The 15,104-nt window shown below is 41.2% G+C and carries 8 protein-coding genes; 7 read left to right on the forward strand and 1 reads right to left on the reverse strand.

The window, feature by feature from the left end; genetic code table 11:
• Nucleotides 1-36: 36 nt before the first annotated feature.
• The 4 genes from essC (at nucleotide 37) to EKQ44_RS01710 (ending at nucleotide 10,122) form a co-directional block, all read left to right on the forward strand.
• Entirely contained in the window at nucleotides 37-4,461 is a 4,425-nt protein-coding gene (essC, locus tag EKQ44_RS01695) for a type VII secretion protein EssC (protein WP_237661788.1), read from the forward strand.
• Complete coding sequence (gene esaA / locus EKQ44_RS01700; RefSeq protein ID WP_237661789.1) at nucleotides 4,458-7,316, forward strand: type VII secretion protein EsaA; 2,859 nt, start codon at nucleotides 4,458-4,460, stop codon at nucleotides 7,314-7,316. The genes essC and esaA overlap by 4 nt, the downstream gene beginning before the upstream one ends.
• The gene (gene essA / locus EKQ44_RS01705) at nucleotides 7,306-7,788 is read left to right on the forward strand and encodes a type VII secretion protein EssA (protein ID WP_237661790.1); all 483 of its coding nucleotides are present in this window, start codon (nucleotides 7,306-7,308) and stop codon (nucleotides 7,786-7,788) included. Before esaA ends, essA begins: the two co-directional genes overlap by 11 nt.
• A gap of 585 nt (nucleotides 7,789-8,373) precedes the next feature.
• A complete protein-coding gene (locus EKQ44_RS01710) occupies nucleotides 8,374-10,122 on the forward strand; it encodes a sigma-54-dependent Fis family transcriptional regulator (protein ID WP_237661791.1) in 1,749 nt (582 codons plus the stop codon).
• Nucleotides 10,123-10,537: 415 nt separating this feature from the next.
• On the opposite strand, the gene EKQ44_RS01715 is transcribed toward EKQ44_RS01710, so the two are convergent.
• The gene (locus EKQ44_RS01715) at nucleotides 10,538-10,888 is read right to left on the reverse strand and encodes a hypothetical protein (RefSeq protein ID WP_237661792.1); all 351 of its coding nucleotides are present in this window, start codon (nucleotides 10,886-10,888) and stop codon (nucleotides 10,538-10,540) included.
• Between the two features lie 322 nt (nucleotides 10,889-11,210).
• On the opposite strand from EKQ44_RS01715, the gene EKQ44_RS01720 reads away from it, so the two are divergent.
• The 3 genes from EKQ44_RS01720 to EKQ44_RS01730 are packed head-to-tail and all read left to right on the forward strand — an operon-like array spanning nucleotide 11,211 to nucleotide 15,093.
• Entirely contained in the window at nucleotides 11,211-12,734 is a 1,524-nt protein-coding gene (locus EKQ44_RS01720) for a class I adenylate-forming enzyme family protein (RefSeq protein ID WP_237661793.1), read from the forward strand.
• A gap of 13 nt (nucleotides 12,735-12,747) precedes the next feature.
• A complete protein-coding gene (locus EKQ44_RS01725; RefSeq protein WP_237661794.1) occupies nucleotides 12,748-13,923 on the forward strand; it encodes an acyl-CoA dehydrogenase family protein in 1,176 nt (391 codons plus the stop codon).
• Nucleotides 13,924-13,941: 18 nt separating this feature from the next.
• Nucleotides 13,942-15,093, forward strand: a complete 1,152-nt coding sequence (locus tag EKQ44_RS01730) for a thiolase family protein (protein ID WP_237661795.1) — start codon at nucleotides 13,942-13,944, stop codon at nucleotides 15,091-15,093.
• Nucleotides 15,094-15,104: the final 11 nt, after the last annotated feature.

Consider the following 15,104-nt stretch of genomic DNA (forward strand, 5'->3'; position numbering starts at 1 on the left):
GAGCAATAAATTGAGGGTTTGAAATGAGGTGAGCCTGTGAAGAAGTTTTGGTTGTTTTATAAAGACAATTATCAAAAATTGAATGTAACATCAAATCAACGCATTACGATAGGGAAAGAGATGGAAGATCATCTTACCGTGCTTTCCTTTCCTTTTACAGAAGAATCCATTTCTGTGGAACTGGAAGATGACGGTTTCTTTGTTAACCAAAATGATAGACAAATAGGTTACGGCACAACTACCAAGCCTTTTGAATGGATGGTAAAGGGAGACTCATTGAAGATGGTAGTGACCGAGGGGGTCGGTTCCGTCAAAACCTATTATATAGGGGATAAAAAAGATGCATCCATTTCTATTAAGGATGAAGCATCCCTTCAAATAGCGAGGAATTTTTCAGGAAAGTGGTTTGTAAAGTCTCAAGGCTCCACATGTTTCTTGAATGGCCGTCGACTTGAAGGGAAGGTCGAGTTGGAAAAAGGAGACCTTTTGCTTTTATCATACTCCGAGATACGTTTTATTGATGAGGATATGATTGAGATTGAATCTCGGGAAGACTATGCATCTGATTTAACAGAAATGAAAAGCCCTCAATCGGAAATGAAAAAGAAGTATCCAAGTTATCGCAGAACTCCAAGAATGGTTTATGACCTTCCTGACGATAAAGTTTCTTTGCAATTCCCTTCCCAGGAGTCCGATGACAACAACAAAGGTCTGTGGCTAATCATCATGCCTCCCCTTATTATGCTAATCGTGATGGGTGTGGTTGCACTTGTTGCACCAAGGGGAATATTTATCATAATTTCGATGGTTATGTTCATGACCACGTTAATTACATCGACTGTTCAGTTCTTTAAAGAAAAAGCAAATCGTAAAAGACGTGAAGAACGCCGCAGAAGGGTATACAGCCTCTACCTTGAAAATAAACGACGTGAGCTACAAGATTTGGCAGACAAACAAACACATGTGTTAACCTTCCATTTCCCATCCTTTGAAAGAATGAAATATTTAACACATCAGATTTCTGACCGTATATGGGAACGCTCGATGGAAAGTCATGATTTTCTTCAATTTAGGTTAGGTCGCGGAAAGGTCCCTTCCAGTTATGAAATCAGCATTAATTCAGGAGATATGGCCAATAGGGAAATTGATGACTTATTGGAACAATCCCAGTTAATGGAAAAGGTGTACAAGGAAATTGATAATCTTCCAGTTGTAGCTGACTTATCCAAGGGAGCCATTGGATTGATTGGGAAAGAATCTGTCATGAAAAATGAGATCCATCAGATTATTGGGCAACTATCTTTTTTTCATAGCTACCATGACTTACGATTTGTCTTTATTTTCAATGAGAAAGAATATGATCAGTGGGAATGGGTGAAATGGCTTCCACACTTCCAAATTCCGCAATCCTTTGCCAAAGGACTCATCTATAATGAACAAACAAGAGATCAGTTGCTTTCCTCCATCTATGAAATGCTCAGGGAAAGAGATTTGATGGAAGATAAGGAAAAGGTGGCTTTTTCTCCACATGTGGTCTTTATCATTACTGAACAGCAACTAATTGCTGATCATGTCATTCTGGAATATTTAGAAGGGAATCATAAGGACCTTGGTATATCTGTTATTTTTGCTGCAGATTCCAAGGAAAGCTTGTCTGATAATATCGAAACGCTTGTGAGGTATATCAATACCCATGAAGGGGATATTCTAATCCAGGAAAAAAAAGCCGTTTCCATCCCATTCCGTTTGGATGCCCACAAGATAGAGGGCAATCAGAACTTTTCAAGGATGCTTCGCACACTTGACCATCAGGTGGGGATGACCAATTCTATTCCAAATAGCGTTTCGTTTCTAGAGATGATGAAAGTAAAGGAAGTAGGAAAACTGCCGATTAAGGAAAATTGGCTTTCAAGGGAGTCTTCCAAATCCCTTGCGGTACCTATAGGGCTTAAAGGAAAGGAAGACATATCAGTGTTGAATCTTCATGAAAAAGCTCATGGCCCGCATGGACTGTTAGCTGGAACAACGGGTTCAGGAAAAAGTGAATTCTTACAGACATATATCTTGTCGCTTGCCATTCACTACCATCCGCATGAGGTAGCCTTTTTACTTATTGATTACAAAGGTGGGGGAATGGCCCAGCCGTTTGAAAATATGCCACACTTGCTTGGTGTCATTACCAATATTGAAGGAAGTAAAAACTTTAGTGCAAGGGCGCTTGCTTCCATTAAAAGTGAATTGAAAAGACGTCAGCGACTCTTTGACCAATATAAAGTAAATCATATTAATGCGTATACCGATCTCTATAAACAAAATAAGACCGAAGAGCCACTTCCTCACCTGTTCTTGATTTCCGATGAATTTGCGGAATTGAAGGCAGAAGAGCCTGAGTTTATAAGGGAGCTGGTAAGTGCCGCGCGTATCGGGAGAAGCTTGGGGGTACATCTCATCCTCGCAACCCAGAAGCCTGGGGGCGTAATAGATGAGCAGATTTGGAGTAATGCCCGTTTTAGAGTGGCTTTGAAAGTGCAGGATGCAGACGATAGCCGAGAAATATTAAAAAATGGGGATGCCGCATCCATTACCGTAACAGGTAGAGGGTATCTTCAAGTAGGAAATAATGAAGTGTACGAACTATTCCAATCAGCCTGGAGCGGTGCACCGTATTTGGAGGACACTTCAGAATCTGAAGATGAGGTAGCATTTGTAACAGACCTCGGGCTTGTACCGTTGTCAGATGTTTCTACAACGAAAAGAAGGAAGAAAAGCGGCAAAACAGAGATCGATGCCGTTGTGGAAGAGATTACCTCTGTGCAAGGGAAAATGGGGATCATGCAGCTCAACAGCCCTTGGCTGCCGCCACTAGAAGGAAGGCTTTCACGTAATCACTATAGTACCGAAGAAACCAATATCATACCGCTTGCACTCATGGATGAACCGGAAAAGCAATCACAAACAGTCTATAACTATGAAATGCTTGAGGATGGCAACATCGGAATCTTTGGATCTTCTGGTTATGGAAAGTCGCATACTGTCCTAATGCTGCTTCTAAGTATTGCTGAAAAGTACACACCAGAAGAGGTACATTATTATATCTTCGATTTCGGGAACGGAACATTGTTACCGATTAGACAGCTTCCACATACTGCCGACTATTTTCTGATGGATGAGGAGCGCAAGATTGAAAAGTTCTTGAGGATCCTCAAAGATGAAATGGCTCGCCGGAAGGGCTTATTCCAGCAAAGGGAAGTTAGCTCGATTAAGATGTATAATGCTTTGAGTGAAGAAAAATTACCGTTAATATTCATGACCATTGATAATTTCGATCTAATCAAAGAGGAAATGCAGGATTTGGAAATGCAGATTAATCAATTCGTTAGAGATGGGCAGTCCCTCGGAATATATATGATATTTACGGCTACAAGGGTTAACTCCATCAGGCAATCACTGATGAACAACTTGAAAACAAAGATTGTTCACTACCTCATGGATAATAGTGAAGCTTTCACGATACTTGGCAGAGTACCTTATAGTCCAGAACCTATCCCTGGACGTGCCATCATTAAAAAAGATGAGGCCTTTTTCTCTCAAGTCTTCTTGCCTGGAGACGGAAAAGATGACTTTGAAATACTGGATTCCATTCGAAATGAAGTCCTGACACTAAAAGGGAAATATAGCGAGTACAAAGAGCCTCAGCCTGTTCCTATGCTTCCATCTGACCTCAATGTCATTAATTTTGCTACATATACAAAAGGGAAGATGAGGAACGGCCTTGTACCTATTGGACTTGATGAAGAATTTGTACAGCCGGTGTTCATCAATTTCGATAAATATAAGCATTGCATGATTGTGGGACAGGCCCAAAAAGGAAAAACAAATGTGATAAAAGTGATCCTGAATTCCACCTTGGATCAAGGCGTTGACTCAATCGGATTATTTGATTCCTTTGATAGAAGCCTTTCCAATTATAATGAACAAGACAAAGTATCCTATCTGGAGACAAAGGATCAAATCGGAATCTGGGTTCAAGAAGTAGAGCAAAAGTTGCTCGAGAGGGAAGCCGACTATCTTGAGAAAGTCCAATTCGGAGACACCTCCATGGATTATCCACCAATATTCCTGGTTGTTGACGGCTATGCAAGGTTCGTCCAAACCTTAGACCCAATGCTGCAAGATAGGTTTGCAAGATTAATAAAAAACTATAGCCACTTAGGCTTCAATTTGGTTGTAGCAGGCAGCAATAATGACCTTTCCAAAGGCTATGATACATTAACGATGGAAGTGAAGCAGATCCGTCAGGCGATGGTCCTGATGAAAAAATCAGAACAGAACATTTTCACATTGCCATATGAACGCAAAGAAGAAGAAATTCAGCCTGGGTATGGTTATTACGTAATTAATGGCAAGGAAATGAAAATACAGATTCCGCTTTGTGCCACTGAAAGGAAGGTATATACATGACGGGAAAAACCACCTATATCATTAAAATGGTGTTGGTTGTTCTCCTTATCCTCGTAACACCGGCTATTTTCTTTGGATCTGTCGGAGACAATCCAATGAAGGTTGAACGAACCGCTTCTAGAGTAATAGCTGTGGTAAATGAAGACACGGGGATGGAAAAGGAAGACAAAGCCCTTGAGTTTGGTAAGGAAATATCTACAATCTTTGATGAAAATTCACGATATGAATGGACAGTCATTGGCCGTAGTGCAGCAATAAATGGATTAAAAGATTCCAGATACGATGCAGTCGTTTATATTCCCTCCAACTTTTCAACCAACATCATGACCTATGAAAGCATGCAACCGGTTAAGGCGAACTTTGAATACACCGTTCAAGACCAGTTGAATGCAGTCGACCGGGAAAGAGTGTTAAGAGAAATAGAGAAAGCTACCGGCAGGGTAAATAGCAGAATATCCACCCTATACTGGACATATGTCTCCCAGGACCTAGAAAACGTACGAGCTCATTTCGATACCATATTACAGAAGGAAGTAGACTTTCAGAATGCGATGCTAGCATTCTATAAGCCTACTTCCCTAAACCTAGCAAATGAGATTGAAAGACAACGCTCTATGCTGGAAAACCTTCAATCAACAGTGGCGACTGTCAGTGAAGAGGCACCAGGTAGGGAAAATAATGTCCAGCAATTTGAACAGAACCTTACCTCCTTTGTGCAGTTTGTAGAGGAATTCAAAGAATATCAGAATAACCAACAAGAAGTGCTGCAACAGTTGCAGGATGAAAGCATCAGCAGCATTCAACTACTTGCAACCGCTCAGCCGACACGCCACGCTGAAGTGCAGGATTATCTGTCACAGGAAGGCAGAGGGATAAATGCTGGTCTGGAATCCATCAATAATAGTATGCAAATGAATAATGTAGCACTTGGTGAGCTTTCAGACCTGAGACAATCTGAAGTCGGTAGACAGACAAGTGAAATGAAAACGTTCCTTGAAAACCAGGAAGAGATTGCCCTTCTACTAAAGAACACACAACTTAATAAATTGGAAGAGAGCTTAAATGATTTGAAGAGAGAACTAGAAAAAGAAGGAGAAAAGGAACCTGGCAAGCCAGTAGACCCTACTCCTGCTTCCACTTCTTCCGTCAATAAAACAAGAGGAAATACCTCTGACGAAGAAACTCCTAAAAAGAGAAGTTTGGAGCAAGAAATTGCAGAACTTAATAGCATTGCTACAGATATGGAAAGTTTAAAAGCCGATTTATCTAATACACTTCCAGAAGAATTAAAAGATATTATAAATCCTTTAGGAGATTTATCTAAAAGGATTTCCAAGGTTGAAGAGAGTCTAAGGGAATTGGACCAAGAAGAAAATCCTCTAATGAAAATAATTAAGCAGTTGGAGGAAGAAATTCAAGTCTTGGAAGAGGAAATTATCCTTTATCTTGATCAGATTTCCGAACTTGAAGAAGCAATAGAGAATCTTGAAGGGGATAAAAAGTCCTTAACAAATAATCTGAAAACAGTCGTCAATGAGATAGAAAAGAAGGAACAAGAAATACTGCAGCAAGTTAAAAAGCTAGATAATTCTAGGTTTGATAGAATAGAAGATGTTTTTGAAAGGCCAATTAATAATAATAATACGAAAGACTTGTTAAACTATCATTCTTCACTTGTCCAATTTGAACAGACATTGAACAGAGATGTAAGTGAGGATGTGGAATTGCTAATCAAAGATATTGAGAAAATCCTGATGGTATCTAATTCGGAACAAGAAGAATGGGATGAATTATCCGCAGCTATTCCGTCCTTGATGGATGAAATGCAGGCGCTCCAAGACAATTTCACAACTTTCATGCAGGAGTACAGTGCCAACATTGAAGACCAACAAACCTCTATCATGAATGACATTTCTTCCCTAGAAGAAAGTGCGAGTTCTGTCATGGAGCAGGTGCGATTGTTTGCAGCTAACGAGCCTACACCTGCAGAAGGAAATGATGGGAATACTGTTGTGAACAGGCAGCAGACCATCAGTCAGGAATTATTAACACTAAATGACTTGGTATCCTCAGTCGGAGAGAGCCAGTCTAACATTGTATCTTATACGACAGAGTTACAGACTAATGTAGAAAGTGTTCAAAGCGATGCAGATACATTGAATGCTAAGTGGGCAGAGAATGTAGATGCAACGAGAATGTACAGAGATGACATTTTTAATGTACTAGGAAATGCCTATGTAGATGGTCAGAAAAATGGCCCTGTCTATGATCACCTTTCCAACCCATTGCAAATAAGTGGAGATGCTGCAACTGGCACCGAGGAAAATAGAATTCCTCCTGTCGTGGTTCTAGCAATTATCCTTATTAGCAGTTTATTGATCGGATATTTCAGCCATTATTTCAATAATGCGCCTATGCTCGTTCAAGGGTCTATGTTTATTCTATTGAATATCATAGTTGGTTTGATCATCAGTCTTTATGGGTTAAACATTTATCCTTTAGCGGAGGATCGCGCCATTCAATGGTCTATCTTTACCATTCTTTTGCTTACGGTTGCATCAGCGATAGTGTTAACTGGATTCAGTATTGGCAAATTGGTTGGCTGGATTGCAAGTGTTGGATTGGTTATTTTCTTTATTAGCCCTTTCCTTTCATTAACAGCACCGAATATCAATTATGAAGATCCAATGTCACGGGTATACATGTCCATTCAATATGGTTCAAGCTCACTTTTCATGGGAGCGGTAATCACATTGATTGTCCTTCTTCTGTTACTTCTTGTCATACCTCAATTAGTAAAACTGATAAAGAGTAACCGTGAGAAAAAGAATGAAGATGAAGCTTATGAAGTGTAGGATTGCTTTTCTTTTAGCGATGGTAACTATTTTTGGTTCCTTGCTTACTTTAAATGTAAATGTAAAGCATGCTGAATCAGATATTGAATCCCTTACACCAAACAGTTATCAGAAAAGGGACTTTAGGGAGAACACAAATTTCCTGCGAGAAAATAATCTGAATGAGCACAGGGAATCTGTTCCTGAAGAGCAAAAATTGTTGACCTTCAAACAGAGGGAGAAAAAAGCGGAAGAGGATTTTATCGGATCGCTTTTTACTACTGATGAGGAAAAATCTACGACTATTCAGGTTACCTCTCTGGAGCTGAAACTTTTTACACAACAGGATACTTCCAGGTACCAAGCTGTTGTCGCTACTGAAAGCCCTTCAAAAACCAATAGTATTATCATTCTTTTGTATGGATTTCTGGCAATAGCAGTCATTCTATTATTAGTTTTGATACTTCCTAGGATGGCAAAAGGTACAAAATGACGATAAACCCTCTCTAACTCAGAGAGGGTTTTAGTATGTAGACAAAGCAAAATCCATAGCAGTTTTCAAGTTGATTGTAGTGGAAGGCGCGCAACTCCCGCGGGAGGAAGGGACAGGGAAGATCCTGCAGGGCGCAGCCGAGGCCACTGAAAAACCAATAACTTATCTTTTGTATAAATTTCTAGCTGTTGATTGGAGCAATTGGCGAAGACTCCTGCGGGGGGATAGCGACAATCTTGAGACCCCGCAGGGCGCAGCCCGAGGAGGCTCAAGGTCGCCCTCTGGATAAGCGAAGGCGTTTGCGGAAAGCAACAGCGGTGTTAATCAGAATATCAGAATTATGTACTTCTTCAGGGGCCTGGGCGTAAGCCCGAGGAGGCTTCCGGACCGCCCGCAGGAAAGCGAAGCGCCTGAAACGAAGATCAAATGTTCCAACAGATAACCTAACTAGTTTATAGCTTGTCAACATTTTGAACTCCTCTCTAGTAAGATAGGGTTTTAATATTTTAAAATAGATAAAAAATTCAAAAAAGTACAACAATAAGATACAATAGAGGTATATTGTGACAAGAGGGTGGAAAGTCCGTGATTTCATTAAAAGAGATGATAACGCCAATTCCATATAGAATAAAAGAAGAAACTACTCTTGCAGAGGCATTAAATATTATGAAAGAAGAGAAGTATAGTCTTTTGCCTGTAATAGATAACTATGGGAAGTTAAGTGGTGTCTTTACAAGAAGCAGACTATTCCAAATGGTTAAACAGGAAAAGCCACTTCCTACTCCAATCAGGGATTTTGTAAAAAAGGATGTTTATTCTTTACAGGAGAATACGTCCTTTAAAGACTTGGAGGAAATTGTCCGTAATAGTTCAGTAGGTACGGGTGTCGTGGTGGATGCTGAAAACAGAGTTCTTGGTCTATTTACCAAAGCGGATATGGTGATGGGTCTCCTAAATGTAACCAGAACATTACATTTGAAGCAATCGCTGCAGACAGCAATGGACCATGCCTATGATGGGATATTATTGGCAGATGATACACAAACGATCCAAATGGTCAGTCCCTCATTGTTGGAGTTATTCAACATGGAGTATCAGGATGTTCTACATAAAAAAACGGATAAGGTTTTTCCGCATTTTCAAATATCCAAGATATATGAATCCGAAGAGGCGGAAGTTAGTGATTTTCATGAAATCAATGGCATCAAATATATCATTCATCGCATTCCGGTATTACAAGAAGGTCGTATGGTAGGCGCAATCGTAAAGATTATGTATCGGCAACTAAATGAAGTCAATGAACTGTTCAAAAGGCTTCAAAAGGCGGAAAACAAAGCAAGCTTCTACCATACCGAACTGAAAAAATCGGAAAAAGCCATGTTTACATGGGACCACATAATCAGTGATAATTCCGTTATGGAAAAAATAAAGAAGAGTGCTGCCAAAGCTGCAAAAGGTCGTTCTACCATTTTGATCAGGGGAGAAAGTGGCACTGGGAAGGAACTATTCGCTCATGCCGCCCATAACAGTTCTGCTAGAAAAGATGGAAGATTTGTCGTAGTGAACTGTGCGGCAATACCGGAAGATCTTTTGGAATCGGAATTTTTCGGTTACGAGGATGGTGCTTTTACAGGAGCCAGGTCACGAGGGAAAATTGGAAAGTTTGACTTAGCGAATGGAGGGACCCTATTTTTGGATGAAATAGGGGATATGTCTTTGAACCTTCAGGCGAAGCTTTTAAGGGTACTGCAAGAAAGAGAATTTTATCGCGTGGGTGGAACAAGAAGAATCCATGTGGATGTTAGAATAATCGCCGCTACCAATCGCAATTTGGAAGAAATGGTGAAAGAGGGGACGTTCCGTGAGGACCTTTACTACAGATTGAATGTCATCTCTTTATTTATTCCGCCTCTTCGGGAAAGGATGCAGGACATAAAACTCCTTTCCGAAAAAATAATGAGTGAGCTTAACCGAGTGATAGGTACAAGCATTACCGGCTTTGAACCACAGGCAATACAAATACTAATGACTTATCATTGGCCGGGAAATGTCCGTGAACTTAGAAATGTGATGGAACGGGCAATGACCTTTGCAGAACACGGGAAAATCAAAGTGGAGGATCTGCCTGACTATATGATTGGAAGCACCAAGGTGTTGGTGGATGAAACTGCGGTCACACAAGAGGAGTCCATGGTCGAAAGTGCGGAGCGGCATGCGATTGAAACAGCATTGACAAAAACGAAAGGAAATAAAGCAAAGGCTGCGAAGATGCTTGGGATAAGCAGGTCGAGCCTTTATGATAAATTGAGGAAATATGAATTGAATGAGAAGTGAATGTGTAAAAGGCGGAATCTTTTAGGAATTCGCCTTTTTGCTTTGGAAATCCTCTTTCTAGTTCTATCGTACTTTTATTTAACTTGGCTTCTGTGGTACCTGATGGAAAAACCTGTAGTTTCAAAGAGAAATGTCCCAATTTTTGTTGTAATTTTTTTGTTCGGACACTTTTATTCTTTATTCGGACATTAGACGATGGAAGAATGAAGGGTTTCGGACAACTTACATTGGTAGTTCGGTCAACTTTTTCTGAATGCGTGTAAAGGTTCGGTCAACTTTCAAAAAACTTCGGTCAACTATCCGAAAACTTCGGACAACTTTAGATGAACTTCGGTCAACAATCAAAAATCTTCGGACATTTGTGCAAAAGCCCTTAAACAGCCACCAACACTCCCTACACCACTCAACAATTCTTTCAAGAAAACTCTTTTTTAATCATTACGCCATCCTGCCATTTTTGGTATAGGTAAATAAGCAGTGCTATGACGGTTGTTAGAAGAAGTACCCCAAATTCATTCATGTTTTTAAGCTCATATATCCCAAGGTATTCATACCACTTGCTTAATCCAAAGGAAAGGAACGTATCAGCAATGAGATTGGTCTTAAAGAAGACAATAAACCGCTCATATGTAAAGTAAAGGATGATAACAGTACCCACCAAAAAGACACCATAGACAAATGGTGTGATGTTATCCAATAGATTTATATTCTGTTTAATCTCCCACCAATCGAATTTTTCAGCCATTTGAAAGACAAAAGTTAACACCAGTGCACCAACTAAACCACCTGGAAAATAGCGTTTAACTTTTTTTATTTATCCAGTGGAATCAGTAAAAGCCATGGAAGTAATAAAAAAGACCACATTACAAGTTGTACAAACACATTAATCACCTTCTAGGTCGACTTAGAGGTAGTTTGTACAATCTCATCCATCATATACAGCGTAAACATAGAAGTGTCCAGATATTGGACGCTTTTATAAAATCAGAGCAAAAGGGGTAAGTAAGGAACCCTATATAAGCTAACACTCCGCCTTGGCACAGTTCTTGCATAAGTTTAGTTGAATTAATTAAAAAGGAGGAACGTGTATGAACATGGGAATGTATTTATCGCAAAATGCCAGGAAGGTGCCGGAAAAGCTTGCTATTGATTGTGAGGGGAGGCAGTATAATTACGACCAGTTCAACAGGGAAGTGAATAAACTTGCACACGGTTTATTAGACCTAGGTATCTCAAAAGGAGACAAAGTGGCTTTCATGATGAAAAACTCAGATACCTTTGTTTTTTCCTATTTTGCAGGAGCAAAGATCGGCGCCGTTATCGTACCGATGAACTTCCGTCTAACCGCTTCGGAAATTCAATATATATTGAAGCAATCAGAAGCGAAAGTAGTTATCTGTGACGAAGATTTCGAAGAAACTATTGTAAAGGCGATGGTAAGCAGTAATGTGGAAAAAGTAATAGTGGTAGGAACACCATCTATAGCTGAAAACAGGTCATATATAGAAGTGCTATCTTCTAACGAACAAGAACCAAATGTAGAAGTCCTCGAAACGGACGATTTGGAGATTTTATACACCTCAGGTACAACTGGTCGTCCTAAAGGTGCTTTGTTCGACCACAGGCGAATCTTTAATGTCGGCCTTTCCATGATGATTAGTATGGGAATCAATCAGCAAGAGCGCTTTCTACATATCGCACCTTTGTTCCATTCTGCGCAACTGAACTTGTTCCTTGTATCGGGTACGGTGCTTGGAGCGACACATTTCATTCACCGTGATTTTCATCCAGTTCATACACTTCAAGCGATACAGGAACATAAGATTACTCATTTCTTTGGAGTGCCGGCCATGTTCAACTTTCTTTTACAAGTACCGAATGCGGACAGTTATGATCTCTCTTCCATCAAGCGCTGTGGGTATGGAGCTGCCCCAATGGCACCGGAACTTGTGAAAAAGAGTATGAACTTATTCAAAAACGACCAATTTTTTAATCTATGCGGTTTAACGGAGGCAGGACCAAACGGGATATTATTAGACCCTAATGGTCATAAAAAACACCTCGGCAAAAATGGAAAGCCTTCGTTTTTGACAGAAGCAAGAGTGGTTGATGAAATTGGCCATGATACTGAAGTTGGCGCAGTGGGCGAATTTGTCCTAAAAGGAGAATCCATCATGAAAGAATATTATAAAAAACCGGAAGAAACAAAAGCAACGTTAAAAGATGGATGGTTATATACAGGAGATTTAGCCACCGTTGACGAAGAAGGTAATATCACTTTAGTGGACCGCAAAAAAGACATGATCATCTCTGGAGGAGAAAACGTTTATTCCATTGAGGTAGAGGAAGTGTTGTACGAACACCCTCAAGTTCTTGAAGCAGCCATTATCGGTCTACCGGATGAGGTCTGGGGGGAAGCGGTATGTGCAGTTGTCGTTCCTCATAAGGATCAAGTGATTAATGAAGAGGAACTGAAACAATTCTGCCGACAGAAGCTCGCAGGCTACAAAGTTCCACGGAGAATTTTTGTGGAAGAAATGCTGCCGAGAAATGCATCAGGAAAAATACTGAAATACCAGCTAAGACAGCAATTAAATCAAGTAAAAGCATAGGGGGTGGAGTAATTTGAAATCGCTTTCAACGAAAAAAGAACCAAGAAAACATCCATACTTAACAGAGGATCATCAACAATTCAGAAAGTCTTTGCGCAAGTTTTTGGAAAGGGAAGCTGTTCCTTTTTATGATGAGTGGGAGAGTGATCGCATTATTCCTCGTTCGTTTTGGACGAAGATGGGGGAACAGGGCTATCTTTGTCCTGATATTGATGAAAAGTACGGGGGAAGTGAAACTGATTGGGGATATTCAGTCGTCATCAACGAAGAACTCGAACGTGTTGGAACAGGCCTGATTGGTGTTGCCCTTCACAATGATATCGTCGTTCCTTACATCACGAGTTTCGGGACAGAGGAGCAGAAGCAGAGATGGTTACCTTCTTGTGTGGCTGGTCGAACAATTACGGCTATTGCGATGACAGAGCCTGGGACTGGGTCCGATCTTGCGAATATCAAAACTACGGCAAGACTAGAAGGGGACCATTATATCGTAAACGGAGCAAAAACGTTCATTACGAATGGAATCCATGCAGATTTGGTAATTGTAGCAGTGAAGACGGACTCAGAAATTCAACCGCAACATAGAGGGGTCAGTCTGCTTGTTATTGAACGAGGACACCAAGGCTTTTCCAGAGGACGAAAACTGGACAAAGTGGGGCTTCACTCGCAAGATACTGCCGAGTTATTTTTTGAGGATTGTAAGGTTCCTAAGGAAAACCTTCTTGGGGAGGAAGGTCGCGGGTTCTTATACTTAATGGATAAATTGCAGCAAGAAAGGCTGTTAGTGGGCATTGGAGCACAAATTGCCTCAGAAGAAATGCTGCAATCCACGATTGACTATGTGAAAAGCAGGGAAGCATTCGGCAAACCTATCAGTCAATTTCAGAATACTCAGTTTAAAATAGCCGAAATGGCAACAGAAGTGGAAATGGGAAGAGCCTTCCTCGACCAGCTCATCGCCGATCATATTGCCAGGGAAAATGTGGTGACAAAGGTGTCGATGGCAAAATGGAAGCTCACCGAGATTGCAAGGAACATTGCGACTCAGTGCATGCAGCTTCATGGAGGGTACGGTTATATGGAAGAATACAAGATTGCAAGAAGATATCGTGACATTCCTGTTGCCAGTATTTATGCAGGAACCAATGACATTATGAAAACGATTATTGCCAAAAACTTGGGATTGTAGGAAGGGAGATTTTTCATCATGAGAGAGGTCGTCATTGTAGAAGGGGTACGAACGCCAGTAGGGAGAAGGAAAGGGTTACTGAAGGATTACCGACCAGATGATTTGGCGGGGGAAGTACTGAAAGAGCTTGTAAATCGTGCTGGAATTGATGCTGGAATTGTGGAAGACGTGATTCTGGGGTGTGTGACACAGTCTGGTGAACAGGCTGGGGATATTGCAAGGGTGGCCGCTTTGATTGCAGGATTTCCAATAGAAGTGCCAGGTATTACGCTTGACCGTCAATGCGGGTCCAGTCAACAGGCTGTCCACTTTGCGGCACAGGCCATTCTTTCAGGGGACATGGATGTCGTGATAGCCGGTGGAGTAGAGAATATGACACGAGTGCCGATGGGATCCAACTATCAAAAAGTGCCATTCAGTGAAAGGCTTCAGGAAAAATATGAAATCATCAATCAGGGGCTTTCCGCGGAAAGAATTGCCGAGAAGTATGGATTCACTCGCGAGGAGTTAGATACCTTTTCTTATGAAAGCCACCAAAAAGCATTGAACGCGCAAGCTGAGGGTTATTTTGCAAAAGAAATTATGCCGATTGAGATGACATTGGAGGATGGCTCGACCTTTGTGATGAAGGAGGATTCCGGGCCTCGCAAGGAAACATCGGTGGAGGCGCTTGGAGGATTAAAAACCGTGTTCAAAGAAGGTGGTGTGATCCACGCAGGAAACGCAAGCCAGATCAGTGACGGAGCTGCGGCGCTTCTGTTGATGACAAAGGAAAAGGCAATGGAACTTGGATTAAAGCCGCGTTTTAAAGTTCATACAAGAGTAGTGGTCGGTTCTGATCCAACCTTGATGCTGACAGGGCCGATTCCGGCAACGGAAAAAGTGCTGCAAAAATCAGGCCTGTCCATTGATGACATTGATGTGTTTGAAGTCAATGAAGCCTTTGCTCCTGTTCCGATGGCATGGTTGAAGGAAACAGGTGCTGACCCGGCAAAACTCAACCCGAACGGGGGAGCAATTGCATTAGGCCATCCTCTAGGGGCTAGTGGTGCAAGGATTATGATCAGTATGATGCATGAACTCGAACGTACTGGTGGGAGGTACGGCCTGCAGACAATGTGCGAGGGGCATGGAATGGCAAACGCAACCATCATTGAAAGGCTTGACTGATACTTTACAAA

Source organism: Sutcliffiella horikoshii, from assembly GCF_021991925.1.
GTDB lineage: Bacteria > Bacillota > Bacilli > Bacillales > Bacillaceae_I > Sutcliffiella_A > Sutcliffiella_A horikoshii_F.